Annotated in this window: 24 protein-coding genes and 2 pseudogenes; 20 read left to right on the top strand and 6 right to left on the bottom strand. The window is 72.2% G+C overall.

Going from position 1 to position 24648, the window contains the following annotated elements; all coding sequences use genetic code 11:
- Positions 1-37: 37 nt before the first annotated feature.
- The 4 genes from ACWGJB_RS07985 to sucD all read left to right on the top strand — a co-directional run bounded on the left by ACWGJB_RS07985 (position 38) and on the right by sucD (position 4035).
- The gene (locus tag ACWGJB_RS07985) at positions 38-886 is read left to right on the top strand and encodes a hypothetical protein (RefSeq protein ID WP_453379348.1); all 849 of its coding nucleotides are present in this window, start codon (positions 38-40) and stop codon (positions 884-886) included.
- A 356-nt stretch (positions 887-1242) separates the two neighbouring features.
- A complete protein-coding gene (locus ACWGJB_RS07990; protein WP_453379349.1) occupies positions 1243-1470 on the top strand; it encodes a hypothetical protein in 228 nt (75 codons plus the stop codon).
- 474 nt (positions 1471-1944) lie between these two features.
- A complete protein-coding gene (gene sucC, locus ACWGJB_RS07995; RefSeq protein WP_453379350.1) occupies positions 1945-3123 on the top strand; it encodes an ADP-forming succinate--CoA ligase subunit beta in 1179 nt (392 codons plus the stop codon).
- Positions 3124-3150: 27 nt separating this feature from the next.
- Positions 3151-4035, top strand: a complete 885-nt coding sequence (sucD, locus tag ACWGJB_RS08000; protein ID WP_351933019.1) for a succinate--CoA ligase subunit alpha — start codon at positions 3151-3153, stop codon at positions 4033-4035.
- A 241-nt stretch (positions 4036-4276) separates the two neighbouring features.
- On the opposite strand, the gene ACWGJB_RS08005 is transcribed toward sucD, so the two are convergent.
- The gene (locus tag ACWGJB_RS08005; protein ID WP_453379351.1) at positions 4277-5128 is read right to left on the bottom strand and encodes an RNA polymerase sigma factor; all 852 of its coding nucleotides are present in this window, start codon (positions 5126-5128) and stop codon (positions 4277-4279) included.
- 105 nt (positions 5129-5233) lie between these two features.
- On the opposite strand from ACWGJB_RS08005, the gene ACWGJB_RS08010 reads away from it, so the two are divergent.
- Positions 5234-6856: a cell division protein PerM gene (locus ACWGJB_RS08010; RefSeq protein ID WP_453379469.1), complete on the top strand. Its 1623-nt coding sequence runs from the start codon at positions 5234-5236 to the stop codon at positions 6854-6856.
- Between the two features lie 120 nt (positions 6857-6976).
- Here ACWGJB_RS08010 and ACWGJB_RS08015 read toward each other — a convergent pair whose 3' ends face one another.
- Positions 6977-7726, bottom strand: coding sequence for a hypothetical protein (locus ACWGJB_RS08015; protein ID WP_453379352.1), 750 nt, complete (start codon positions 7724-7726; stop codon positions 6977-6979).
- Positions 7727-8101: 375 nt separating this feature from the next.
- Here ACWGJB_RS08015 and purN point away from each other — a divergent pair, with 375 nt between their 5' ends.
- Together purN and purH are read left to right on the top strand one after the other, a co-directional pair.
- Positions 8102-8731, top strand: a complete 630-nt coding sequence (gene purN / locus ACWGJB_RS08020) for a phosphoribosylglycinamide formyltransferase (protein ID WP_453379353.1) — start codon at positions 8102-8104, stop codon at positions 8729-8731.
- Entirely contained in the window at positions 8728-10293 is a 1566-nt protein-coding gene (gene purH / locus ACWGJB_RS08025) for a bifunctional phosphoribosylaminoimidazolecarboxamide formyltransferase/IMP cyclohydrolase (RefSeq protein WP_453379354.1), read from the top strand. The genes purN and purH overlap by 4 nt, the downstream gene beginning before the upstream one ends.
- A gap of 96 nt (positions 10294-10389) precedes the next feature.
- Here purH and ACWGJB_RS08030 read toward each other — a convergent pair whose 3' ends face one another.
- On the bottom strand, positions 10390-10986 hold the full coding sequence (locus ACWGJB_RS08030) for an RDD family protein (protein ID WP_453379355.1): 597 nt from the start codon (positions 10984-10986) through the stop codon (positions 10390-10392).
- Between the two features lie 230 nt (positions 10987-11216).
- On the opposite strand from ACWGJB_RS08030, the gene ACWGJB_RS08035 reads away from it, so the two are divergent.
- From ACWGJB_RS08035 to ACWGJB_RS08065, 7 genes are all read left to right on the top strand, one after another.
- Positions 11217-12071 (top strand): bifunctional methylenetetrahydrofolate dehydrogenase/methenyltetrahydrofolate cyclohydrolase, encoded by an 855-nt coding sequence (locus tag ACWGJB_RS08035; protein WP_453379356.1) that lies wholly within the window; start codon positions 11217-11219, stop codon positions 12069-12071.
- Positions 12061-12489: a DUF3017 domain-containing protein gene (locus ACWGJB_RS08040; RefSeq protein ID WP_453379357.1), complete on the top strand. Its 429-nt coding sequence runs from the start codon at positions 12061-12063 to the stop codon at positions 12487-12489. Before ACWGJB_RS08035 ends, ACWGJB_RS08040 begins: the two co-directional genes overlap by 11 nt.
- A 247-nt stretch (positions 12490-12736) precedes the next feature.
- Positions 12737-13900, top strand: coding sequence for a sensor histidine kinase (locus ACWGJB_RS08045; RefSeq protein ID WP_453379358.1), 1164 nt, complete (start codon positions 12737-12739; stop codon positions 13898-13900).
- Positions 13897-14601, top strand: coding sequence for a response regulator (locus ACWGJB_RS08050; RefSeq protein WP_453379359.1), 705 nt, complete (start codon positions 13897-13899; stop codon positions 14599-14601). Before ACWGJB_RS08045 ends, ACWGJB_RS08050 begins: the two co-directional genes overlap by 4 nt.
- 239 nt (positions 14602-14840) lie before the next feature.
- On the top strand, positions 14841-15302 hold the full coding sequence (locus ACWGJB_RS08055; RefSeq protein ID WP_453379360.1) for a helix-turn-helix domain-containing protein: 462 nt from the start codon (positions 14841-14843) through the stop codon (positions 15300-15302).
- Between the two features lie 346 nt (positions 15303-15648).
- Entirely contained in the window at positions 15649-16695 is a 1047-nt protein-coding gene (locus ACWGJB_RS08060) for a DUF2690 domain-containing protein (protein ID WP_453379361.1), read from the top strand.
- Between the two features lie 321 nt (positions 16696-17016).
- Positions 17017-18006: a malate dehydrogenase gene (locus ACWGJB_RS08065; RefSeq protein ID WP_362731749.1), complete on the top strand. Its 990-nt coding sequence runs from the start codon at positions 17017-17019 to the stop codon at positions 18004-18006.
- A 65-nt stretch (positions 18007-18071) separates the two neighbouring features.
- Here ACWGJB_RS08065 and ACWGJB_RS08070 read toward each other — a convergent pair whose 3' ends face one another.
- On the bottom strand, positions 18072-18482 hold the full coding sequence (locus ACWGJB_RS08070) for a hypothetical protein (protein ID WP_453379362.1): 411 nt from the start codon (positions 18480-18482) through the stop codon (positions 18072-18074).
- Between the two features lie 460 nt (positions 18483-18942).
- On the opposite strand from ACWGJB_RS08070, the gene ACWGJB_RS08075 reads away from it, so the two are divergent.
- A complete protein-coding gene (locus ACWGJB_RS08075; RefSeq protein ID WP_453379363.1) occupies positions 18943-19479 on the top strand; it encodes a hypothetical protein in 537 nt (178 codons plus the stop codon).
- A 9-nt stretch (positions 19480-19488) separates the two neighbouring features.
- Here the strand turns inward: ACWGJB_RS08075 and ACWGJB_RS08080 are convergent, their stop codons facing one another.
- Together ACWGJB_RS08080 and ACWGJB_RS08085 are read right to left on the bottom strand one after the other, a co-directional pair.
- Positions 19489-20175 carry a siderophore-interacting protein gene (locus ACWGJB_RS08080; RefSeq protein WP_453379364.1) on the bottom strand — a complete coding sequence of 229 codons (687 nt, stop codon included), beginning with the start codon at positions 20173-20175 and terminating at the stop codon, positions 19489-19491.
- 39 nt (positions 20176-20214) lie between these two features.
- A pseudogene (locus ACWGJB_RS08085) lies at positions 20215-20520 on the bottom strand (MFS transporter); the annotation flags it as partial.
- Here ACWGJB_RS08085 and ACWGJB_RS08090 point away from each other — a divergent pair.
- The 5 genes and pseudogenes from ACWGJB_RS08090 to ACWGJB_RS08110 all read left to right on the top strand — a co-directional run.
- Positions 20520-21175: pseudogene (locus tag ACWGJB_RS08090) on the top strand (LysR substrate-binding domain-containing protein); the annotation flags it as partial. The pseudogenes ACWGJB_RS08085 and ACWGJB_RS08090 sit on opposite strands and share 1 nt — an antisense overlap.
- 145 nt (positions 21176-21320) lie before the next feature.
- Positions 21321-23075 carry a hypothetical protein gene (locus ACWGJB_RS08095; protein ID WP_453379365.1) on the top strand — a complete coding sequence of 585 codons (1755 nt, stop codon included), beginning with the start codon at positions 21321-21323 and terminating at the stop codon, positions 23073-23075.
- Positions 23065-23415 (top strand): hypothetical protein, encoded by a 351-nt coding sequence (locus ACWGJB_RS08100; protein ID WP_360487721.1) that lies wholly within the window; start codon positions 23065-23067, stop codon positions 23413-23415. The genes ACWGJB_RS08095 and ACWGJB_RS08100 overlap by 11 nt, the downstream gene beginning before the upstream one ends.
- Positions 23416-23467: 52 nt before the next feature.
- Positions 23468-23812 (top strand): hypothetical protein, encoded by a 345-nt coding sequence (locus tag ACWGJB_RS08105; RefSeq protein WP_453379366.1) that lies wholly within the window; start codon positions 23468-23470, stop codon positions 23810-23812.
- Positions 23813-23858: 46 nt separating this feature from the next.
- Complete coding sequence (locus tag ACWGJB_RS08110; RefSeq protein WP_453379367.1) at positions 23859-24512, top strand: hypothetical protein; 654 nt, start codon at positions 23859-23861, stop codon at positions 24510-24512.
- The last annotated feature ends 136 nt before the right edge of the window (positions 24513-24648 follow it).

Genomic DNA, 24648 nt, shown 5'->3' on the forward strand with positions numbered 1-24648 from the left:
GCCCCGCGAGAGCACGCCTGGCGAGGCAACGCCCTGCGTGACCACACCCCACGAGGCGGCGCCCCACGGGACCACGGCCCGTGAGGCAGAACCCCGTGAGGCAACGCCCCGCGAGCGCGTCACCCCCTCCACCTCCGCGCCCTCCACGCCCACCTCCACCTCCACGCCCTCCTCCACCTCTACGGCACCCGTGATCCCCACGGCACCCGTGACCCGCACGGCATCCCCCGCCCTCACGCTGCCCACCGAGCCGGTGGTCCAGGTCGTGCCGGTCGTGGGGGAAACGGTTCGCTCAGTGACCGTGTCCGTGTCCGCGACTGCGGCCGTGGTTCAGGAGCTCGGTGACGTGGTGCAGCAGGTGACGGAGTTGCCGAAGGGGCTGGTCACGCTGCCCGTGCGGCTGCCCGCGCTTCCGGCGCTGCCGGGTACGTCCACCACCCTGCCGGTGTCGGAACCGCCCGGTGGCTCCGTCCCGGTGCCGGTCACCTCGACGCCCGGCACCACCGAGGCACGGCCCGCTGTGACGGAGGGCGGCCGGCAGCAGACCGCCCGTACGAAGAAGCCGGCGGCGACCGTCGGGTCGTACGGGCCGCAGGGCACCACCTTTGCCCTTGCGCCCGTCCCCGGGACGGCGGCGCACACGCACACCGGCGGCCACCGTGCCGCCCGCGCCCTCGACGGCCCGAGCCGCCCCGCGCCCACCGGAGACCCGGACGGCGCGCTGGGCAAGTCGGGGGTCGACGGCAGTTCCTCCAGGTACGGCGACGCGTACGCCGTGACCTTCGACGACCGGGCGCCGCTGCGGCTGGTGCCCGGTGCCACCGCGCACGTCGGCGCGGCCGGGACCCGGGACAGGTACCGGGACATCCCCGTCTTCCCCGGCTAGGACGGCCGGCCGGCCCACGCCCCGCCACAGACCTGTCGCGCGGGGGCGGAACAGGTCTGCCAGTCCGTCCGGACCCTTCGGATCCCGCGCTTCGGATCCCTCTGTGGAGTCCCCTCCCACCGCTCCGGACGGCGATGTCCCCAGCCGCGCTTCCGGCCCACCGGAGGCACTCCCGGCTCCGCGGGTGCGTGACACACGCACCGGAGCCCCGAAGGACTGACGTACGCATGAACAAGAACATCAGCGGTCCCCTCGCCACAGCCACAGCCACTGCTACTGCTACTGCCACAGGTACTGCTACTGCCACAGCCATAGCCGCCGCCGGCGACGCCGCACGTCGGCAGGACCCCGGCCGGGTGGCCGGGATACGTGCCGCGCGGGCCATCCAGGGTGCCCGGGCGGCCCGGGCAGCGCAGGCCACGGCCGAGGCCCAGGCCATCGCCAGGGCGCACGCCCGGGCCCTGCAGAGGCGGGCGGCCACCATGATCGGCTCCGAGGTCGTTCCCGAAACGGCCTCCGCGCTCTTCACCGGCCTCGACGGAGTCAGCGGAGGCAGCGGGACCATCACCGGCACCGCCCCATGACTCCGGAGTACCGCCACGCCTCACAGGCCAGGGCCTACTCCGTCTGACTCCGCGGGGTGACTCGGGGTGGGCGGCCGAACGCCGTCGGTTCGCCCCCGCCGGGACCCCGCGGTCCGGGCCGGCCGATCCCAGTGGGGCAGGGAGCGGCGGTCCACCCCGGAGGCGCGCAGCCCCCGGGGCGGAGGCCTCACCGGGCCGACCCCAGCCCGGTGAGGCCTCGCACATCGTTCGCAAGACGGCACGCCGTGCCACCAAAATCGCGGATACCCGGCATCATGTGACAGGTATCACCGCTCAGGTGTGACCCCTGATTTAGAGACCCCCCGCGAGCGGCGATAATCTGCGAGACGGACATGCCGCGCGCTCGGACACCGTGTGCGCCCCCCTTGTGACACATTGCGGACGTCACGTTGCCCTTCGCGGCACGCCCACGCATCCAACGAACCGCGAGATCACTGATAGGGACGGAAGCGCGTGGACCTGTTCGAGTACCAGGCGAGGGACCTCTTCGCCAAGCACGATGTACCGGTGCTGGCCGGTGAAGTCATCGACACGCCTGAGGCGGCGCGCGAGATCACCGAGCGTCTGGGCGGCAAGTCCGTCGTCAAGGCGCAGGTGAAGGTCGGTGGTCGTGGCAAGGCCGGTGGCGTCAAGCTGGCCGCCTCCGCGGACGAGGCCGTCGCCCGTGCGACGGACATCCTCGGCATGGACATCAAGGGCCACACGGTCCACAAGGTGATGATCGCCGAGACCGCCCCGGAGATCGTCGAGGAGTACTACGTCTCCTTCCTCCTCGACCGTGCGAACCGCACCTTCCTCTCCATCGCCTCCGTCGAGGGCGGCGTGGAGATCGAGGAGGTGGCGGCCACCCGTCCGGAGGCCGTGGCCCAGACCCCGATCAACGCGATCGACGGTGTGGACCTGGCCAAGGCCAAGGAGATCGTCGCCGCGGCGAAGTTCCCGGCCGACGTCGCCGACCAGGTGGCCGACATCCTGGTCAAGCTGTGGGACACCTTCATCAAGTCGGACGCCCTCCTCGTCGAGGTCAACCCGCTCGCGAAGGTCGTCTCGGGTGAGGTCCTCGCCCTGGACGGCAAGGTGTCGCTCGACGACAACGCCGAGTTCCGTCACGACTGGGACGAGCTGCACGACAAGGCCGCGGCCAACCCGCTCGAGGCGGCCGCCAAGGAGAAGAACCTCAACTACGTCAAGCTCGACGGCGAGGTCGGCATCATCGGCAACGGCGCGGGTCTCGTCATGAGCACCCTGGACGTCGTCGCGTACGCCGGTGAGAAGCACGGCGGCGTCAAGCCCGCCAACTTCCTCGACATCGGCGGCGGCGCCTCCGCCCAGGTGATGGCGAACGGCCTGGAGATCATCCTCGGCGACCCGGACGTCCGCTCCGTGTTCGTGAACGTCTTCGGTGGCATCACCGCCTGCGACGAGGTCGCCAACGGCATCGTGCAGGCCCTGAAGCTCCTGGAGGACCGCGGCGAGAACGTCTCCAAGCCGCTGGTCGTCCGCCTCGACGGCAACAACGCCGAACTGGGTCGCAAGATCCTCACCGACGCCAACCACCCGCTGGTGCAGCGCGTCGACACCATGGACGGCGCGGCCGACAAGGCCGCCGAGCTGGCCCACGCCGCCAAGTAAGCACTCAGGACGAGGACAGAACACACCATGGCTATCTGGCTCAACAAGGACAGCAAGGTCATCGTCCAGGGCATGACCGGCGCCACGGGCATGAAGCACACCAAGCTCATGCTGGGCGACGGCACCAGCGTCGTGGGCGGCGTCAACCCGCGCAAGGCCGGTCAGAAGGTCGACTTCGACGGCACCGAGGTACCGGTCTTCGGTACCGTCAAGGAGGCCATCGAGGCCACCGGCGCCAACGTCTCCGTCATCTTCGTGCCGGAGAAGTTCACCAAGGCCGCGGTCGACGAGGCCATCGACGCCGAGATCCCGCTGGCCGTCGTGATCACCGAGGGCATCGCCGTGCACGACTCGGCGGCCTTCTGGGCGTACGCCGGCAAGAAGGGCAACAAGACCCGGATCATCGGCCCGAACTGCCCCGGCATCATCACCCCGGGCCAGTCGAACGTCGGCATCATCCCGGGCGACATCACCAAGCCGGGCCGTATCGGCCTGGTCTCGAAGTCCGGCACGCTGACGTACCAGATGATGTACGAGCTCCGTGACATCGGCTTCTCGACCGCCGTCGGTATCGGTGGCGACCCGATCATCGGCACCACGCACATCGACGCGCTCGCCGCGTTCCAGGACGACCCCGACACCGACCTGATCGTGATGATCGGTGAGATCGGTGGCGACGCCGAGGAGCGTGCGGCCGCGTTCATCAAGGAGAACGTGACCAAGCCGGTCGTCGGTTACGTCGCGGGCTTCACCGCGCCGGAGGGCAAGACCATGGGTCACGCCGGCGCCATCGTCTCCGGTTCGTCGGGCACCGCCCAGGCGAAGAAGGAGGCCCTGGAGGCCGCGGGCGTCAAGGTCGGCAAGACCCCGACCGAGACGGCGAAGCTGGCGCGCGAGCTTCTCGCCGGCTGAACAACCGCGTGACTGTACGCCGGTAGGCCCGTCCCGGGTTGGGGCGGGCCTACCGGCGTTTCGCTCGCCCGCGCTCGCGGGGTGCCCCCCGCTCGGCTTCGCTCGAGCGGGGGGACCCTCATCGCCCCAGCGGCACGACTGCCCGCAGCTGTGCAGCCCCGTAAGGGGCGCGGGGCTGTATTCGATCTGCGGCTACCGCCGCGTGGGCGCGACCGGCCCCACTTGGCCGCACCCGAACGCGCTACCTCGCCACCGGCACCAATCTCTCCGGTCCCTTCTCGGCGATCCTCCGCAGCTTCGCCTGCAAGGCCCGCTCCCCCGCCGACAACGGCCCCAGCCCCACCTCCGCCGGTACCCCGCTGATCGCCTGCGCGGGACCGATCGGCGCCTCGTAGTGCGTCGGTGCCGTCCGCAGCGTCAGCGTCGTCGCCGCGATGATCGTCGCCGTGAACGCCAGCGCGGACCGGGTCCAGAAACGTGTCCGGCGTTCGGCAAAGGTCCGCACAGCGGGCGGCTGGGCCGCCCGCAGCCGCTCCGTCGAGGCCAGTTCGGCCAGCCGCCGGTGCAACGCGGCGGGGTCCGCGAGCTCGGGAACCTGGTCGGCGACCGCCCGCCGCGCATGGGTCAGCCGCCGCGCCGCCGCCGGCGTGCTCGCCTCCGTCTCCGCCGCCGTCTCCGGCAGGTCGAGGCCGACACCGTCGTACAGGAGGAGCGTGCGGCGGTACGACGGCGGGAGTTCGAGGAGTGCCTCCAGCAGCGCGCGGTCGGCCGCGTCGGCCGGCAGGGCTTCGGGCTGGCGGTAGCGCAGCCGGAACCGGTGCCAGGGGGAGAGCGCGCACTCGTGCGCCACCGCCCGCACCCAGCCGGCCGGGTCCCGGTCGCGGGCCACCTGCGGCCAGTTCTGCCAGGCGAGTTGGAAGGCCCGCTCGACGGCTTCGCGCGCCAGCTCCCGGCGCCCGGTGAGCAGGTAGGTCTGCCGTACCAGGGCCGGGGCGCAGAACGCGTACAGCGCGTCGAAGGCCTGAGTGGGCGTCAGGGCAGCGGACGGTACGGCCTCGTCGGCGGGGACAGGGCTCTGCGTCACCGGGCGCACCTTCCTTCGAAAAAACACATAAACATATATTGGGCGACACTTCGGTAGTTCGCCTGTTACGACGGGAAAGCGCGTGTCGTTGGGAGCATGGCCGTCGTGATTCGGATGCCCGCCCACCGACCGCCGTCGGCACCTCCGTCGCGCTCGTCGCGCCCGCCGCTTCTGTCGCGCCTGCTCACCCGGTTGCGCGACCGATCCCCGGGGCTGGCCGCGAGCCTCCTGGGCGGCGCGATCGCGGCCGGGCTCGGACTCGCCTGCTTCTCCGTGCTGGTGATGGCGCTGTGGGTCAGTTCGCCCTATCCCGACAGCGGACCGGGCGGCGCGCTGCATCTCGCGGCGGCGCTGTGGCTGCTCGCCCACGGGATCGAACTGGTCCGCACCGACACCCTGTCCGGGGTGCCGGCCCCGGTCGGGGTGACGCCGTTGCTGCTCCTCGTGCTGCCGGCGCTGCTGGTGTACCGGGGAGCGCGGGAGGCGGTGGACGCCCCGGACGGCGACGGCCACGGCGACGGTGCCGACGTGGACGCACCGCCGCCGGTCCGGGCCCGGACGGCGTGGACCGGGGTCGTGGCCGGCTACCTCGGCGTCGGCGGCTGCGTCGCGTTGTACGCGTCCGGCGGCGAACTGCGGCCCGTGTGGGGGTGGGTGGCGGTGTGTCTGCCGCTGCTCGCGGCGGCCGCGGCGGGCGCCGGGGTGTGGACGGCGTACGGCCGTCCGCGCGAGCCGCTGCTGAGCCTGGTGGGGGTGGCCCCGGGGCCGGTACGGCGACTGCTCCTGGGCCGGGACACCCGGGTGCGGTGGGGTACTGCCGTCCGCGCGTCCCTGGCCGGGGTGGCCGTGTTCTTCGGGGGCGGGACGCTGCTGCTCGCGGTGTCGCTGGTGCTGCACGGTGAGCCGGCCCGGACGTCGTTCCTGCAGCTGACGGAGGGGTGGACGGGCCGGTTCGCGGTCCTGCTGCTCTGCGTCTCGCTGATCCCGAACGCGGCGGTGTGGTCGGCGTCGTACGCCGTCGGTCCCGGCTTCGCGCTCGGCGCCGGGCATGTCGTGAACCCCCTGGCCGCCGACCCGGCCCCGCTGCTGCCGCCCTTTCCGCTGCTCGCGGCCGTGCCGGCGGACGGGCCCGGCACGCCGTCGAACTGGCTGGCCGGGGCGGTGCCGCTGGCGGCCGGGGTGACGATGGCGTGGTTCGTGGTGGGCAGGGCGGTCAGACGGCGCTGGCCGGCCGGGCGTACGGCCGGGGTGATGGTGCTCGCGGCCCTGCTGTGCGCGCTGCTGCTCGCGGCCCTGGCCGAGCTGGCGGGCGGCCCCCTGGGCGTCGCCGCGCTCACCCGCTTCGGCCCGGTCTGGTGGCAGACGGGCGCGGCGACCGGCGGCTGGCTCATGGGGGTGGGCGTACCGGCGGCCCTGGCGTTGCGGGCCTGGCGGGGGCTGGGCCTGGCCTCGCTCGCGGCATGGCTGGGCTTCGGCAAGGAGAAGCCGGAGGAGGAGCCGCCGGCGGAGAAGAAGAACGGGACCCCCTCGGCCCCGGCCCCGGTGGTCGTCCTCCTGCCCGACCAGGGCGACGGCGACACGTTCGAGCCGTACGAGGCGCTGCCCGCCGAGCCGTACGAGATGCCGCCGGCCGCCCCGCCGCCGTCCGACACCTGGCAGGACGAGACGACCCGCAAGGCCCGGTGGGCGGCACTACGAGAGTCATCCGAACCGTCGGACGGCCCCGACGGAGTCTGAGCGTGGGACGGCCCCGACGGAGCGTGAGCGTGGGACAGCCCCGACGGAGTCTGAGCGTCGGACAGCCCCCGACGGAACCTGACCGTCCATCAGTGGGCCCGGACCGCTTCGGTCGGCCGCTCAGCTGTTCGTGGTGCCCAGGATGGTGCGGAGTTCCTTCGGGAGCAGGTGGTCGCAGGACTGCTTGGCCTCGTTGGTGAGGGAGTCCGAGACGCACGTGTAGTAGTCGCGGTAGACCATCTGGGCCGTGAAGGTCGCCGCCACCAGGGCCAGCGCCAGCGACGCCGTGACCAGGCCGCTGATCGCCGCCGTCGTCTGCGGGCGGCCGGCGTTGGCGTTGGCCGCGGCCTCCTCGGGGCTGCGCGGCCTGGCGCGGATCGCGCTGACACCCCAGTAGATGCCCAGGGCGCCCAGCAGCAGGGCCACGTAGGGCCAGCCGAAGAGGGCGAAGAGGAAGGCCCACATACCGCTCAGCAGGGCGTACCGCGCCCGGCGCTGCGCCGGGTCCGTCGGGTCCCAGCGCATCCCCGGGCCACCGGGGCCGCCCTGACCGCCGCCGCCCGGGCCGCTCTCGTCGGGACGCTGGCCGAAGCCGCCGGACTGCCGGCCGGGCTGGCGGTCGCTCCACTGGCTGCCCCAGGGCGATTCCCCGTCTCCGTCATCGGTCGGGCGGCGCGGCTGCCACGGCTTGTCCGGCGTGCCCTCCGGCGGCGGGGCGAAGGGGTTGTCGTCCTGCTGGTCGCCCTTCGGCCGGTCCGAGGGCGCCTCCGGCGGCGAGGCCGGCCGCTCCCGCAACAGCACGGCGAAACGCGGCCCTCCCTGCACCGACTGCGGGGGGAGCATACGAAGTCCCAGGCTGCGGTCCGGCATCAAGTGAGCGTCTTCCCCTAGATCAAGATGAACAGAGCTGATGGCTACGAGTGGCATACGGATACGGCTGGCTTACGGATACGACTGCACGGATACAGCTGATGGCTACGGCTGATCGATACAGCGGGCGAAACGGCTGGTTACTTCGTGAACGCGTCGTATCCCGGACGCGTTCCCGCCTCGGTACCTCCCAGACGCTACCTTCCGGCCACGCCCCCGTCCCGTGGGGGCCGTCCGGTGTGCCGGTATCGTTGCTGACGGTCGGCCGCTTCGTAGACTTCCCCGTATCCCGGGGCGCGAAGCACTCGTACGAATGTACAAAGCGGGTACGAGTCCGGCCGCCGTACCGACGCTCCCCCGAGAAAGGGCCCCACCGTGGCCGCCAAGCCCGTGGCCAAGCGCCTCGTCGTGCTGGTCTCCGGATCCGGCACCAACCTCCAGGCGCTCCTCGACGCGATCGCCGAGGCCGGCGTCGAGGCCTACGGCGCCGAGGTCGTCGCCGTCGGAGCCGACCGCGACGGCATCGAGGGGCTCGCGCGCGCCGAGCGCGCCGGGATCGCGACCTTCGTGACCAGGGTGAAGGACTTCGGGACGCGGCAGGAATGGGACCGGGCGCTGGCCGACGCCGTCAGCGCCCACGAGCCCGACCTCGTCGTCTCCGCCGGGTTCATGAAGATCGTCGGGAAGGAGTTCCTGGCGCGGTTCGGCGGGCGGACCGTGAACACGCATCCCGCCCTGCTGCCCAGTTTCCCAGGGGCCCACGGCGTACGGGACGCGCTCTCGTACGGCGCCAAGGTCACCGGCTGCACCGTCCACTTCGTCGACGACGGCGTCGACACCGGGCCGATCATCGCTCAGGGCGTGGTGGAGGTCCGGGACGAGGACGACGAGAGCGCTCTGCACGAGCGCATCAAGGAAGTCGAGCGAAGCCTGCTCGTCGAGGTCGTGGGGCGGATCGCCCGCAACGGCTATCGCATCGAGGGACGAAAGGTAGTTATCCAGTGACCGCCGAGAGCAACAAGCGGCCCATCCGACGGGCGCTCGTCAGCGTCTACGACAAGACGGGCCTCGAAGACCTCGCGCGCGGGCTGCACGAGGCGGGCGTCGAGCTCGTCTCCACCGGCTCCACCGCCTCCCGTATCGCCGCCGCCGGGGTCCCCGTGACCAAGGTGGAGGAGCTCACCGGCTTCCCGGAGTGCCTGGACGGCCGGGTCAAGACCCTGCACCCCAAGGTGCACGCCGGCATCCTCGCCGACCTGCGCCTGGAGAGCCACCGCAAGCAGCTCGAAGAGCTCGGTGTCGAGCCGTTCGACCTCGTCGTCGTGAACCTCTACCCGTTCCGTGAGACCGTCGCCTCGGGCGCCTCGCCCGACGAGTGCGTCGAGCAGATCGACATCGGCGGCCCCTCGATGGTCCGCGCCGCCGCCAAGAACCACCCCTCGGTCGCCGTGGTCACCAGCCCCGAGCGGTATGCCGACGTGCTGGCCGCCGTCACCGCAGGCGGCTTCGACCTCGCCACCCGCAAGCGGCTCGCCGCCGAGGCGTTCCAGCACACCGCGTCGTACGACGTGGCGGTCGCGAGCTGGTTCGCCTCGGAGTACGCCCCCGTGGACGAGTCGCGGTTCCCCGACTTCCTCGGCGCCACCTGGGAGCGCGAGAACACCCTGCGCTACGGCGAGAACCCGCATCAGGCCGCCGCCCTCTACGTCGACGCCAGTGGCGGTGGCCTCGCGAAGGCCGAGCAGCTGCACGGCAAGGAGATGTCGTACAACAACTACACGGACACGGACGCCGCGCGCCGTGCCGCGTACGACCACGACGAGCCGTGCGTCGCGATCATCAAGCACGCCAACCCCTGTGGCATCGCGATCGGTTCGGACGTCGCCGAGGCGCACCGCAAGGCGCACGCCTGTGACCCGCTGTCTGCGTTCGGCGGGGTCATCGCCGTGAACCGTCCGGTCAGCAAGGAGATGGCCGAGCAGGTCGCCGAGATCTTCACCGAGGTCATCGTGGCGCCCGACTACGAGGAGGGGGCCCTGGAGGCCCTCGCCAAGAAGAAGAACATCCGGGTACTGAAGGCCCCGGGCGCCCCCGCCAACCAGGTGGAGGTCAAGCCCGTCGACGGCGGTGTGCTGCTCCAGGTCACCGACCGGCTCCAGGCCGACGGCGACGACCCGGCCAACTGGACCCTGGCCACCGGCGAGGCGCTGAGCCCCGAGGAGCTGCGGGAACTCGCCTTCGCCTGGAAGGCCTGCCGGGCCGTGAAGTCCAACGCCATCCTGCTCGCCAAGGACGGCGCCTCGGTCGGCGTCGGCATGGGCCAGGTCAACCGCGTCGACTCCGCGAAGCTCGCCGTCGAGCGGGCGGGGGAGGAGCGGGCGCGCGGCTCCTACGCCGCCTCCGACGCCTTCTTCCCCTTCCCCGACGGCCTGGAGATCCTCACCGCGGCCGGCATCAGGGCTGTGGCGCAGCCGGGCGGTTCGGTCCGTGACGAACTCGTCGTGGAGGCCGCGAAGAAGGCGGGCGTGACGATGTACTTCACGGGGACGCGGCACTTCTTCCACTGAGCCGTGGGTGAAGCGGACAGACACCAGGGCCGTGTCCCCCTGCGCGGGGGACACGGCCCTTGGAGTGTGCGGGAGTCGGCCGGTTGCTCAGGTCGCTCAGTTGCTGCGGATCACGATCGTGCCGCACACCTTGTCGGCGAACGTCTGGCGCTTGGCGTCCCACGCCGGCCACAGCCAGCCCAGGTAGCAGGCGAGGCTGTCCAGGAAGTGGGCGATACGGCGCACGAAGGCCATGCCGACGCCGATCGGCTGGCCGGTGGCCTCCTTCACCAGGCGGATGCCCAGCGCCTTCTTGCCGACGGTCTGGCCGGTGCGGCCCTCCTGGATCAGCTGCCAGATCGCCAGGCCGAGGAGCGCGAGACCGCCGATGGCCGCCAGCGCCGGGGTGTCCTTGCCGACGATCACCAGGATGTACGGCACCAGGAAGACCAGGCCGTCGACGAGGGTGCCGAGGAAGCGCTGGCCCCAGTTCGCGTACGGCGGGGTCGCGCCGTAGCCCTGCTGCGGGTAGCCGTAGCCGCCCTGCTGCGGGAAACCGGGCTGCTGGGGGTAGCCGTACCCTTGCTGCGGCGGCACGCCCTGCGGGGCCTGCTGGTAGCCGGGCTGCTGCTGCGGGTAGCCGTAGCCGGGCTGACCCTGCTGCGGGTTCTGAGGCTGCTGACCGTAGGGGTTGTTGGGCGAGCCGAAACTCATGGCCGATTTCCTCCGTTGGACCTGCGGGGACGACGCGGACAGGGACGGAGGTACGTCACGTTCTGAGCGGTTTGCCCCCCAACCGGACCGCGATACTGCGCCGCTCATCGTTTAGTAAGGGCGAGTTGTTGTCCAGTCCGATTCGCGAGGTGTTGTGCAAGTGCAACATCATTGATCATGACCGCACACCCGATTGGAACCGGGAGACCGGCATCCGCGAGGATGGAGCCATGACCGCCCAGATTCTCGATGGCAAGGCCACCGCAGCCGCGATCAAGTCCGATCTGACCGCCCGCGTGGCGGCGCTGAAGGAGAGGGGCGTCACGCCCGGCCTCGGCACGATCCTGGTCGGGGACGACCCCGGCAGCCAGAAGTACGTCGCCGGCAAGCACCGTGACTGCGCGCAGGTCGGCATCGCCTCCATCCAGCGCGAGCTGCCCGCCACCGCGACCCAGGAGGAGATCGAGGCCGTCGTCCGCGAGCTCAACGACGATCCCGCCTGCACCGGCTACATCGTCCAGCTCCCGCTGCCCAAGGGCATCGACGAGAACCGCATCCTCGAGCTGATGGACCCGCACAAGGACGCGGACGGCCTGCACCCGATGAACCTGGGCCGGCTGGTGCTCGGCGAGCCCGCGCCGCTGCCCTGCACCCCCAACGGCGTGCTGACCCTGCTGCGCCGCTACGGCGTCGAGATCAAGGGCGCCGAGGTGGTGGTCGTCGGCCGTGGCGTGACCATCGGGCGCCCGATGCCGCTGCTGCTCACCCGGCGCAGCGAGAACGCGACGGTCACCCAGTGCCACACCGGCACGCGTGATCTCTCCGCCCACCTCAGGCGCGCCGACATCATCGTCGCGGCGGCCGGCTCCCCGCATCTGATCCGTGCCGAGGACGTCAAGCCGGGCGCGGCCGTCCTCGACATCGGCGTCTCCCGCAACGCCGAGGGCAAGATCGTCGGCGACGTGCACCCCGACGTCGCCGAGGTCGCCGGGTGGCTCTCCCCGAACCCCGGCGGTGTCGGACCGATGACCAGGGCCCAGCTGCTCGTCAACGTGGTCGAGGCGGCGGAGCGCAGTGTCGGCTGACGGCGGTCACGGACAGGACGCGGGGCGTCGTACGACCCGGCGCTTCCCGCTGTTCACACGGGACACGGCACGCCCCGAGGGGGGCGGCAGGGCCGCGTCGGGAGACCTGCCGGCGCCGGCGCGGCAGTGGCCGCTGCTGGTGGTGCTGGCGACCGTCGCCGTGGGGTTGCTGCTGACCTCGCTGGACCAGTTCCGGGTGGGTGCGCTGCTGATCGGGGCGGCGCTGCTCGCGGGGGCGGTGATGCGCTGGATACTGCCGAGCGTGGGCATGCTGGCGGTGCGGTCCCGGTTCACGGACATCGCGACGTACGGCGTGCTGGGGCTGGCGATCGTGCTGCTGGCGTTGATGGCGCAGCCGAAGCCGTGGCTGGTGATCCCGTATCTGAAGGACACGCTGCACTTCACGATGAAGAGCTAGTGGATTCGTATTCGGCTGCGGGCGGTGGGGCTGGTCGCGCCCACGCGGCGGTAGCCGCGCATCGACACAGCCCCGCGCCGCTGTCGGGGCGCCCGCACCTCCCCCGGCGGGTGCGGGCCTTCCCCCTGTTCGAAGGTAGGGACCCGGTGCCCCCGGCGAATCCCACTTCTGATTGAACCCCCTACAACTTCCGCGGTACGTCCGGTGGTTGACTCCCGGCCTCGGGCCCCCGCGTTACGCTGCGGCGATGCGACTGCGGAACCCGCCCCCACTCGCCGTCGACACGCTGATCGCGTGCGGGACGGTCGTGATGGCCGTGTTGCTGGGGCGGGAGTCGCCCGCCCAGGGGTGGCCGCAGCTCGACGCGCGGGCGTATGTGCTGATCGTGCTGGCGCAGCTGCCCGTCGCCCTGCGCGGGCGGTGGCCGGTCGCGGTCTTCGCCGTGATGCAGGGCGCGTCGATCGTCTACGTCGGCCTCGGCTTCTGGCCCGTGGTGTGCACCTTCGGCTCCCTGCTGGGGCTGTACACGGTCGCGTCGGTGCGGCCGGTCCGGATCGCCGTCGGCTGCGCGGTCTGCATGACCGGCATGTGGCTGTACGCCGGGCTCGTCACCCGCGGCTCCTCGATGCCCTCCGTCGTCGTACAGGCGCTGTTGTACTGCTCGGTGTTCGTCTGGTTCGGGCATCTCTCGCAGCGCTCCGCCGTACTCTCCCGGCATCTGAAGGCCGAGCAGGCCGAACGGGCGCGCCGGGCCGTGGCCGAGGAACGCGGGCGGATAGCACGGGAGTTGCACGACGTCGTCGCCCATCACATGTCGGTGATCTCCGTGCAGGCGGGCCTCGCCCGGTTCGTCTTCGAGTCGGACCCCGGCAAGGCGCGCGGGGCGCTGGGGACGATCGCGGACACCAGCGGGGAGGCCCTGGAGGAGCTGAGGCGCATGCTCCAGGTGCTGCGCGAGGAGGATCCGCAGGCCGCCGAGCGGGCTCCCATGCCCACCCTGGACCGGCTCGCCGACCTCCTGGAGCGGGTGCGCAGCGGCGGGCTGCCCGTCGAGTTCGTGGTCGAGGGCGAGCCCCGGCCGCTGCCGCCCGGCGTCGAGCTGTGCGCCTACCGCGTCGTCCAGGAGGCGCTCACCAACGTCCTCAAGCACGCCGGCCGCGCGCACGCGCGCGTGCTGCTGCGGTACCGGCCGCACGGCCTGACCGTGTCCGTCCTCGACGACGGGGAGGGGGTGAATCCGGACAGAGTGCGAACGGGCGCCGGACATGGCTTGATTGGCATGCGTGAGCGGGCCAAGCTCTACGGCGGGACGATCAGCGTCGGCCCACGCTCCGAGGGAGGCTTCGCGGTCGAGCTGGCCCTGCCGACCTCGGCCACACTCGCACGGCGGGGGGACGACCGTACCGGATGACCAGAGTGCTCGTGGTCGACGACCAGTTCCTCATCCGCGCGGGTCTGGTGGGGCTGCTGGAAGCCGCGCCCGGGTTCGAGGTGGTCGGGGAGGCCGGGGACGGTGCGGAGGCGGTGCGGCTGGCCGCCGAGACCGGTCCCGACGTCATTCTCATGGACATCCGGATGCCTGGTCTGAACGGCATCGAGGCCACCGAGCGCATCCTGGCGCAGGCGGCGGTCCCCGCGCCGCGCGTCCTCGTGCTCACCACCTTCGACCTCGACGAGTACGTGTACGGCGCGCTGCGCGCCGGCGCCTCGGGGTTTCTCCTCAAGGACTCCGGCCCGGAACGGCTGCTGGCCGCCGTCACCGCGGTGGACGGCGGTGACGCCCTGTTCGCGCCCAGTGTCACCCGGCGCCTGGTCGAGGCCTTCGCCCGCCGGCACGGCCCCGACCCGCAGACCGGTCCGCCGCCCGACCTCGACCTGCTGGCCTCGCGGGAGGTCGAGGTCCTCAGGCTCACCGCGCGCGGGCTGTCCAACCTGGAGATCGCCGAGCGCCTCTACATCAGCGAGGCCACCGTGAAGACCCACCTCAACCGCACGATGACCAAGCTCGACCTGGGCAGCCGGGCACAGGCGGTGGTGGTGGCGTACGAGACGGGACTGGTGACGCCGGGCGGGCTGGGCGGGCCGGGCGGGCCGGCAGGCCTCGGCGGCTGAAAGCGGCTGAAAGGCGGCCCGTCCCCTCCCCCGAGCAGGACGGACCGCCGTCCGGTTTCAGCCTTCCCATCGGGCGGCGGCTGTTCAACGGCTGTCCGTCGGCTGTGGCACAGAGGTGACAGTTCCGCTACGGACCGTCCGCACTGCCACAGCCTGCGGGAACCGTCGGACCGCCCCCCGTCGTCACCCGGTCTGAACGGGCAACGAACCGGCGACGTGGGAAGCCGTGGAGGTGTGTGATGGGCGGCTGGCAGCCGCTGCCGGAGGGGCTCCCGGCGGAGGTGCGGCACTTCGTGGAGCAACTGCGGCTCCTCAAGGACGACACCGGTCTCAGCCTGGTCGCGCTGGGCGCCCGCACCGCGTACAGCAAGTCCTCCTGGCAGCGGTACCTGAACGCCGTTCAGCCGCCGCCGCGGCAGGCCGTCGCCGCGCTGTGCCGGGTCGCGGGCCTCACCGGCGCCGACGCCGAACGGCACACCGTGCGCTGGGAGCTGGCCGTCCAGGCCTGGCCGCGCCCGGCGAACGTGCCGGAACCGCCGCCCGGCACCGGGGAGTACGAGGACGATCCCACCCTTCCCTGGTGGGACCGCCCGGAGCAGGAGCGGGCGCCCCGCCCGCACGGCCTGCTGCTGCCGGCCGCGGTCCTGCTGCTGCTCGTCCTGCTTCTCGTGACGGTCGTCGGTGCCGTGGCTCTCGGGTGAGCCGAGTCTCCCGTGACCTGCGAGGTCACGGCCCGATGACCGGTGTGTCGATGTGTTGACAAGTTCGCGGATATGTCACGAAGCCGACTCACAAGCGGGCTAACGTGTCCAATCGGGACGAGCCGAAGGCCCGTTGGACCGCTTCGCGGTCGGCGTGCGACGGTGCACGCGGACGGGGCAGTGCTCCTGTGCGCCCCCTGCCGGGGGACTGGATTCCGGGGGCGCCGCGGTCCGCTGGGTAACCAGAACGGGGACCGGCGCGGGGGCACCACGCGCAAGGGGAACGCGGGGGAAGACACGCCACCGAACCGGGGGCAAGAGGACCGGGGGAATGAGGGGGGAAGCAATGCCTCGTTGGAAGGCCCTGCCGGATGAACTCGATCCGCAGGTCAAGGAGTTCGCGACGCAGCTGCGGCGGCTCGTGGACCGCAGCGGGCTGAGTGTCGCGGCACTGTCCGACCGCACCGGCTACAGCAAGACGTCCTGGGAGCGGTACCTGGGCGGGCGCCTGCTGGCGCCCAAGGGCGCGATCGTCGCGCTCGCCGAGGTCACCGGTGCCAATCCCGTCCACCTGACGACCATGTGGGAGCTGGCCGAACGGGCCTGGAGCCGTTCGGAGCAGCGCCACGACATGACGATGGAGGCGATCCGGATCTCCCAGGCGCGGGCCGCGCTGGGGGAGTTCGGGGGGCCGCCGGTCACGTCCACGTCCACCACCACGGCCGGGGGCAAGGCGCCGCGCCGGGCGGGCAGCGCCGTCGCGACGCCGGGGATCGCCGGGCCGGCGGGCGTCTCGCCCACCATCCCGCCCCAGCCGACGGCACCCGACGCCAACCGCCGGGAGGGCACGGGCTCCCGCGGGCCGGCCGCGCCCGGGGGGCCGGGTGCCGCCGCGGGCGGCCGGCGGCGGCTGACGATGTTCCTCGCGGGGGTGGTCGGCGTGGCCGTGGTCGTCGCCGCCGTCTTCTTCCTCACCGACAACGGCGGCGACGGGAAGAAGAACCGGAGCGGTGCCACCTCGTCCGCCCCGTCCACCAGCGCCGGCACCGACCTGCCGGCCGGCGTGAAGTGCGCGGGCACCGGCTGCACCGGCAAGGACGCGGAGGCCATGGGGTGCAGCGGCGACCTCGTGACCACCGCCAGGACCGCCACGGTCGGTGCGACCACCCTGGAGGTCCGCTACAGCAGCACCTGCGGCGCCGCCTGGGGCCGTATCACCGGCGCCGCCCGGGGCGACTCGGTGCGGGTCACGGCCGGCACCACCACGAAGACCGGCGACATCACGGCCGTCGGCGACACGATCGCGTACACGCCGATGGTCGCGGTACGGGACGCGGCCCAGGCCAGGGCGTGCGCGACGCTGGCGTCGGGGCAGACGGGGTGCACCTCGTAGAAACTCCGTGTGTCCGGGAATGCCGTCGCGATTCCCGGGCAGGTGAACCGTACCCCCCACGGGAGTCCGGATTCCGGCACCCCCGGTGGCGGCCGCCCGTCTCACCTCTCCCGGACGGGCGGCCGCCTTTTTCGTACGTGCCTGCGGATGGCGTCGGTAGGGTCACGTCTGTGGGGTGAGCCACACCGACCCCTCCACGTCCGGCATCCGGAATGCGCGATAGCCTGACCGGTGGATCTCTTGATGCCGAGAGATCGATCATTTGTACGTCCGCACCCCAGGGCAAGGACGCCCACCGCCAGCTGTCATACGGAGAACGCCATGACCCGCACTCCCGTGAACGTCACCGTCACCGGCGCGGCCGGCCAGATCGGTTACGCCCTGCTCTTCCGCATCGCCTCCGGCCAGCTGCTCGGCGCGGACGTGCCGGTCCGGCTCCGCCTCCTGGAGATCACCCCCGCGCTCAAGGCCGCCGAGGGCACCGCCATGGAGCTCGACGACTGCGCCTTCCCGCTCCTGGCGGGCATCGACATCTCCGACGACCCGAACGTCGCCTTCGACGGTGCCAACGTCGCCCTGCTCGTGGGCGCCCGCCCGCGCACCAAGGGCATGGAGCGCGGTGACCTCCTGGAGGCCAACGGCGGCATCTTCAAGCCGCAGGGCAAGGCCATCAACGACCACGCCGCGGACGACATCAAGGTCCTGGTCGTCGGCAACCCGGCCAACACGAACGCGCTGATCGCGCAGGCCGCCGCGCCGGACGTACCGGCCGAGCGCTTCACCGCGATGACCCGCCTCGACCACAACCGCGCGCTGACCCAGCTGGCGAAGAAGACGGGCTCCACGGTCGCCGACATCAAGCGTCTGACCATCTGGGGCAACCACTCGGCCACCCAGTACCCCGACATCTTCCACGCGACCGTCGCCGGCAAGAACGCCGCGGAGGTCGTCAACGACGAGAAGTGGCTGGCCGAGGAGTTCATCCCGACCGTCGCCAAGCGTGGCGCGGCCATCATCGAGGCCCGTGGCGCGTCCTCCGCCGCCTCCGCCGCGAACGCCGCCATCGACCACGTCCACACCTGGGTCAACGGCACCGCCGACGGCGACTGGACCTCCATGGGCATCCCCTCGGACGGCTCCTACGGCGTCCCGGAGGGCCTGATCTCCTCCTTCCCGGTCACCACCAAGGACGGCGTGTACGAGATCGTCCAGGGCCTGGAGATCAGCGAGTTCTCCCGCGCCCGCATCGACGCCTCGGTGCAGGAGCTGGCGGAGGAGCGCGACGCGGTCCGCGCCCTCGGCCTCATCTGAGCCTCCCGCGCCCACGGGCCCCACTCCGGTTTCGTCCGGAACGGGGCCCGTTCCCGTTTCCGCCGCTACCGTCGGAAGAGGTAAGCGGTGGAGTGAATCGGGGGGTTCGCGATGAGCGACAGGAGCGGTCGGTCCGAGGACAGTGCAGCGAGCGAGCCGCCGGAGGGCCCACGGCCGGCGGATCCGCAGGAGTCGGAGGAGTCGGAGGAGCCGAGCACGCAGAGATGGCCGACGGTGACCCCGCAGCACACGGGGGTCCCGGAGAGCCCATGGCGCCAGGAACGCCCCGAGCCGCCGGAGAACCCATGGCATCCGGAGAGCCCGAGGCAGTCCGAGTGGCCGCCCACGTCGGAGAGCCCGAGGCCGTCCGACCGGTCGCCCACGCTGGAGAGCCCGCCGCAGTCCGAGCGGCCGCGCACGTCGGAGAGTTCGAGGCAGTCCGACTGGCCGGTGTCGCTGGAGAAGCCGGGGCGCACGGAGCGCTCCGCGCCCGGCGTGCTTCCCCCGCGCCAGGGTGGTGGTGACGAGCCGTACGGTCCCGGGCGCGTCCCGGGTGAGGACCAGGGGCGGCCGGCCTGGCCCCCGACGCCGCCCCCGGGCCTGCCTCCGCTCCCGACCGCGTTCTCGTCTCCGTCCCCGACCCTGCCCGTCCCGTCGGCGCCGCCCGATGGCCGCCGTCCGGTGCCGTCCCTGCCCCCGTCACCGGGTGAGGCTCGGAGGGGCTACACGCCGCCTCCCTGGTCAGGTGCCCCGACCTCGTCGGGACAGCGGCTTACGGCCACGCCCCCGCCGGCCGGGTACACCCCGCGACGGCGGTCCGGTCGGGCGCTCGCCGCGGCGGTCGGTCTGGTTCTGGTCGCCGGTCTCTCCGGGCTGGGGTTCTGGTACTTCGGCCGGGACGGCGGTGATCGCTCCGGTACCGGGACCGCCCCGTCCGTGAGCGTGAGCGTCAGTGCCAAGTCGTCGGCGCCCGAGTCCCCCGAGCCCACGGCCAGCCCCACTCCCACCCCCTCCGTCGCCGCCGGATACCGCGTCGTGCGCGATCCCGTCGGGTACACCCTCGACGTGCCCCAGGGGTGGACCCGGCGGCAGCAGCAGGGGGAGAAGGCGCCGGTGGTGTACTACGACTCCCCGTCCGACGGGCGCCAGATGCAGATCTTCGCGCTCGCCGAGGCCACCCCGGCCGAGTCCCTCGACCTCGCCGAGAACGACCCCGGGTACGGATACGCGAAGCAACCCGGCTACCAGCCCGGTGACCGTACCTCGGGCGACACCTGGGCCGAGCTGTCATACCGCTACGACGACAAGGACAAGGGCACCCGGCAGGTCATCGACCACCGCTTCCAGGCCGCCGACGGCACCCTGTACGCGATCCGCTCCAGCGGCCCCGGGAGCCTCCCCGCCGCGCTGGTCCGGGGGCCGCTCACCACGGCGCTCGACTCCTTCTGCCCCGCCGGCGCCCGGTGTTCCTGAGCGTCGTCGTCACTCCATCCCCTTCTTGCCCGGCGTCCAGAACGGCTTGGTGAGCACCGCCCGTCGGTCCCACCCCGCCTCCTGGACGAGCACCTTGCGTACCGCCTGCACGGCCCGCGCCTCCCCGGCGACATACGCGATCCCGCCGGGCTCGGGGGCGAGTCGGCGTACCGCCTCCGGCAGTGAGGTCTCGCCGCGGAGCACCCAGTCGAGGTGCTCCGCGTACGCGAGGGGCAGCCGGTCCGCCGCGGTCGCCGTCTCCACGCAGCCGGAGACGGCGGCCTCCTCGGGCAGCGCAGCGAGCATCGCGCCGAAGGCGACCGAGGCCGTCTCGTCGCCGACGAAGACATGGTGGGCGGCCTCGGGGCGCAGCGTGAACGTGCCCTCGGGCCTGCGCAGCCGCACCGGCTCGCCGGTGGAGACCGTGCGCCCCCACTGGGCCCCCGGCCCGCCCTCGGGATGGTCCAGCACGCACAACTCGACCACGCCGGACGGGTCGTAGCGCCACACCGAGTACGTGCGGAGGGTCAGGCCGGTGACCAGGACGCGTACCTGCTGACCGGGCCGCACGTCGAGACCGGCGAGCTGGTCGCCGTCGATGCGCAGCCGGCGTGTGCGGGCGGTGATCTGTTCCACCTCGGCGACGGTGCCGCGCAGGGTCAGCAGGTCGAGGACGGGATTCAGCAGGGCGGGCATGGGAGGCTCCTCAACGGGCCGTATGGTGTGGGGAGTTGCTCAGGCGCCGGATGATCGCGACAGTACGCGTTTCCGGTCGGACGCGATAGTACGTGTCGGGGTCCGGTCGCGGTAACCGGCCACCACGAGCGCCGTCGCCGCGAGGACCAGCAGCGCGACGGTACGCAGGGCCGGGCCCAGGCCGGAGGCCAGGTCGGTGTGGGCGGACAGGATCGTGCCGGTGACCGCGACGCCCAGGGCCGCGCCGGTCTCGCGGGCCGTGGTGCCGAGGCCCGAGCCCAGGCCTGCCTGATGCGGCGGGAGCGAGGTGACGACGCCCAGGGTCAGGGCCGGCATGGACAGGCCTGCGGACCGTCTCCCGGACGTTCACGATCATCGGCCACGACGCGATCGCCGGCACCCATGGCGCGACCCTGTTCGCCCGGGCCGCCGAGGAGGCGCCGGGCATCCGCATCCGCTTTCTCGCCGAGAGCCATGTGGACGCGCCGTTCCTGCGGCACGGCACCGCCGACCTGGAGGTGGGGGTGGTCGACACCGCCCTGCCCGAGGTGCATGTGGAACACCTCCACGAGGACCGTATGCTCGGTGTCGTACGGGCCGGACACCCGCTCCTGGAAGGCGAGTTGACCCCCGAGCGGTATGCGAGCGCGGCCGGTCACCTGAACGTCTCCCGGCGCGGCAAGCTGCACGGCCCGGTGGACACCGCGCTGGCCGGACTCGGCCTGGAGCGCCGGGTGGTGGGCACCGTCGGCACCTTCCCGGCCTCCCTGTGCTCCGCGACTCCGACCTGATCGGCCTGATCACCTCCTGGAGCGCGCCCCTGGCCACCGCGCTCGGCCTGGTCACCTTCGACGTGCCGCTCGACCTCCCGCCGATCAGCATCGGACTGGCCTGGCACCCGCGTCACGACGCCGACCCGGCACACGCCTGGCTCCGGGGCTGCGTAAGGGAGTTGATGATCACCGACGGGCCCGGTGCCGTTGCCGGTGGTGGGTCGTAGTCTCGCCGGCCGACTTCTGACCTGCGGTGACTTCGGGCAATTCCGTTTCACCGGCCACGGCCGTCGCCCTATGCTGATGGTTTGTCAACTCGACGTCCAGTAACGCACTTCCAGCACCGCACGTCACACGCATCGGGGGATCGTCGTGAGCACCGCTTACGTGCCGCAACAACCGCATCCGGGACCGCCCGCCGGGGCGCCGCCCGCGCTGCCGCCCACACCGCCGTACGCCAGTGAGGCCACCCGGCTGCTGTGCGCGGGCACCTATCTGGATTCCGCATACCGGGACCGGGTCATCGAGGAACTCCACCTCAACGAACAACGGATCGCGGCGCCCTCGCTCGGCTTCGACGCCGCCCGGGTCCTGGCCCACGCCCTGCGCGCCCGCCGCCAGGAGCTGCTGTGGGCCGCGGCGATCCTCGGCCTGTGGGTGGTGGGACTGCCGCTCAGCGGCGGGCTGCTCGTGCTCTTCCTGGTGCCGGGCATCGCGCTCGCCGTCGCGCCCTGGATCAGGGGCCGCGCCGCCCGGCCGCCGCTGTACCGGGTGATCGCCGCCTTCCTGGTCCGCTGGTGGGGCCGGTCCTTCTATGCGGTGGCCCTGATCGCGACCGTCGCCGTCGCGTTCGGCGGCGGCTCGGACGACAGCGCCTCGTACGACCCGTACGGCTCCGACGGCTACGGCTCCAGCTACTCCGACTCGACCAGCGTCGGCGACCTGTTCGCCCCGGGCCTCGGCGACTTCGGCGGTCTGGCGGAGGCCTGGCACGCCTGGCTCACGCTCGCCGTGTTCGCCGGCATCGCCCTGTGCGCGCACGCCCAGCGCACCCAGTTCAGCCGGGCACTGGCCGGTGAACTCTCCCCGCAGCGCTTCCCGGACGCGGCGAGCGACCCCGCCGAGAAGGCCGAGAACCCGCGCTTCCAGCGGCTCAAGCAGCGCATCCGGATCGAACAGCACGCGCCGCTGATCATGTACAACGAGGCCTCCCCGTTCTGCGGGGCGGGCGCCGCCTACGACACGTGGGTGCTCGCCGTCGAACTCAAGCCCGACGAGCTGAAGAAGGAGCAGCAGCCGCTCAGCAACCGGGCGATCCTGGAGAAGATCCGCCCGCTGCTCGAACAGCTCCGCGTCCCGGCCGAGTACGCCGGACCCGGCAACCGCGACCGGCTGCGCCAGCTGGAGATCGACGAGTGCGTGTTCCTGCCCGCCGAGGGACTGCTCGCCCGGGACCAGGCGCCCTACATCCCGCAGGCCTTCGAGGAGCACCGGGCGCGGGCCGTCGAGGAGGGTGCCGAGAAGCGCCGGCACTTCCTGCGGATCCGCGTCGGCGGCTGGGAGGAGGAGGTGGTCGTCACGGTGTTCGTGCGCATCCACACCCAGGGCCGGATGCTCGTGCTGGAGATCGCCCCGCACGTACTGACTCCGGTCCGCGCGGACTTCAAGGGCGCCGACCGCACCGCCCACCGGTTCCGGAACAACAACTGGGCCGGCAAGACCGCCGCCGCGATCGCCCTGGTCCCGGGCTCGGTGGGCCGCTCGCTGGGCCAGCTCGGCCGGGGCGCGGTGTACCTCTGGCGGCTGCTGACCGGCGGCCATGCGGGTGCGCTGCCCGAGGGTCCAGCGCTGTCCGTGCGGGAACTGGGCGCGGTGGACGTCGGCTCCCACTTCCAGGAGATGGACGTCGTCCGGTACCTGCGCAGCATCCAGGACCGGGTGACGAACGGCGTACGGGCCGCGCTCGCCGAAGCCGGTTACCAGACCGGCGAGTTCGTCCAGAAGACCGTCAACAACAGCACCAACGTGAGCATCGACCGGGTCGAGGGCTCCACCTTCGCCTTCGGCAGCCACGCCACCGCCGTCAGTTACACGACGCAGAAGGGGCCCGACAGCAATGGCAAGTGACGAGCCGCAGGTCACCCTGGGGAACATCTCCGGAAGCACGTTCGCCATCGGCAGCCACGCGCACGCCGAGAGCCACCACCACGGCACCGCCGGTTCCCCGGCCGACGAGGAACTCCTCGCGGCGGTGCGGGAGTTGCGTGCCGACCTGGAGCGGGTGCGGGGCACCGAGCAGACGGCGGCGCTGGGCACGGCGCTCGCCGAGACCGAGGACGAGATCGCCCGCACCGGCCAGGCGGGCCCCACCCGCCGTGAACGTCTGCGTGAACTCCTCACCGACTCCCAGGCCCTCATCAACGTACTGGCCTCGGCAGGCACACTGGCCGGCCTGCTGGGGAGGTGAGAGAGCCGATGACCAGCGGGGGAGCGCGGCACTGGAACGAGGACACGCAGCGGTGGGAGGACGGCCTCCGACCCGCCGCCACGCCGGCCCCACCACGGCCTCCGGCAGGACCCCAGGTCCATCCGGCAACGACACCGGCTCCGACGACACCGGCTCCGCCGGCTTCGGTTACGACGGCACCGGCTCCGCCGGCTTCGGTTACGACGGCTCCGGCTCCGCCGGCTTCGGTTACGACGGCACCGGCTCCGACGACACAGGCTCCTACGGCTCCGGAGGGTCTGCCGTCGGCTCCGGAGCGTCCGGTGTCGGCTCCGGAGGCGGAGTGGTGGTCGGACGGGGGCCGCGACTGGGCGCCCGCCGAGCAGACCCCGGCGCCCGTGGCTTCCCGGGGGCGTGATCGCAGGCTTGCCTGGTCCGTCGTCGTGGGGGCCGCCGTCGTCGGCGTGGCCACGAGCCTGGTCCTGAGCCTGGTGGTCGGCAAGGACGACGGCCACCAGCCCGCCACGGCCGCCGCCTCGGTCACCCCGACCCCCTCCGAGCGGCCCACGGAGGCGTCCGAGTCACCCACGGACACCGGCTCCCCGTCCCCGTCGGCCTCCGCGCCTCCCGCCGGATACGAGCTGCGCCACGACACCGAGGGCTTCCGGATCGCCGTCCCCGAGGGCTGGTCGCGGTCCACCGTCGACTCCTCGTACGGCATCGCCGTCGTCAGTTACCGCAGCCCCGACCGCGAGCACCGGCTGCAGGTCTACCAGGTCGCCGAGGACTCCCCGGACGCCTCCTTCGAGCTCTACCTCTCCGCCGAGACCCCCAAGCCGGACGGCTTCCAGGAACTCGGCCTGACCGACCTCGACGACGGCCGGTTCACCGGCTCCCGCCTGGAGTACCTGGCCGGCCGGATCGGCGGCGAGCCGGACGTCGGCACCTGGCATGTCGTCGACGAGCGGTTCGTCGCACCGGACGGCAACATCTATGCCGTCGCCTCCTACGGCCCCGACTCCGACGGCCGCGACGACGAGCTTGCCCATCTCACGACGGCGCTGGACTGGTTCTGCCCGCCGGACACGCTCTGTGACGCGGACCCCGCCGTGGACTGAGCGCCGGTCCCCCCGGGGTCCCTCCGCCGGTCACATCGTCGTTCATTTACTTTCCGTGTTCACGGGATATATCCGAACGCCAATGCACAATTTCTTCAATTGCGTGGCGATGGACATTCTATAGCTTCTCTTCCGG

Source organism: Streptomyces sp. NPDC054813 (genome assembly GCF_053611365.1).

What these genes read in the sequence shown, in the direction of transcription:
- sucD (WP_351933019.1), top strand. Translation starts at nt 3,151, where the DNA reads ATGGCTATCTGGCTCAACAAGGACAGCAAGGTCATCGTCCAGGGCATG.
- ACWGJB_RS08010 (WP_453379469.1), top strand. Translation starts at nt 5,234, where the DNA reads ATGCCCGCCCACCGACCGCCGTCGGCACCTCCGTCGCGCTCGTCGCGC.
- ACWGJB_RS08015 (WP_453379352.1), bottom strand. Translation starts at nt 7,726, where the DNA reads ATGCCGGACCGCAGCCTGGGACTTCGTATGCTCCCCCCGCAGTCGGTG.
- ACWGJB_RS08030 (WP_453379355.1), bottom strand. Translation starts at nt 10,986, where the DNA reads ATGAGTTTCGGCTCGCCCAACAACCCCTACGGTCAGCAGCCTCAGAAC.
- ACWGJB_RS08035 (WP_453379356.1), top strand. Translation starts at nt 11,217, where the DNA reads ATGACCGCCCAGATTCTCGATGGCAAGGCCACCGCAGCCGCGATCAAG.
- ACWGJB_RS08045 (WP_453379358.1), top strand. Translation starts at nt 12,737, where the DNA reads ATGCGACTGCGGAACCCGCCCCCACTCGCCGTCGACACGCTGATCGCG.
- ACWGJB_RS08050 (WP_453379359.1), top strand. Translation starts at nt 13,897, where the DNA reads ATGACCAGAGTGCTCGTGGTCGACGACCAGTTCCTCATCCGCGCGGGT.
- ACWGJB_RS08055 (WP_453379360.1), top strand. Translation starts at nt 14,841, where the DNA reads ATGGGCGGCTGGCAGCCGCTGCCGGAGGGGCTCCCGGCGGAGGTGCGG.
- ACWGJB_RS08060 (WP_453379361.1), top strand. Translation starts at nt 15,649, where the DNA reads ATGCCTCGTTGGAAGGCCCTGCCGGATGAACTCGATCCGCAGGTCAAG.
- ACWGJB_RS08065 (WP_362731749.1), top strand. Translation starts at nt 17,017, where the DNA reads ATGACCCGCACTCCCGTGAACGTCACCGTCACCGGCGCGGCCGGCCAG.
- ACWGJB_RS08080 (WP_453379364.1), bottom strand. Translation starts at nt 20,175, where the DNA reads ATGCCCGCCCTGCTGAATCCCGTCCTCGACCTGCTGACCCTGCGCGGC.
- ACWGJB_RS08100 (WP_360487721.1), top strand. Translation starts at nt 23,065, where the DNA reads ATGGCAAGTGACGAGCCGCAGGTCACCCTGGGGAACATCTCCGGAAGC.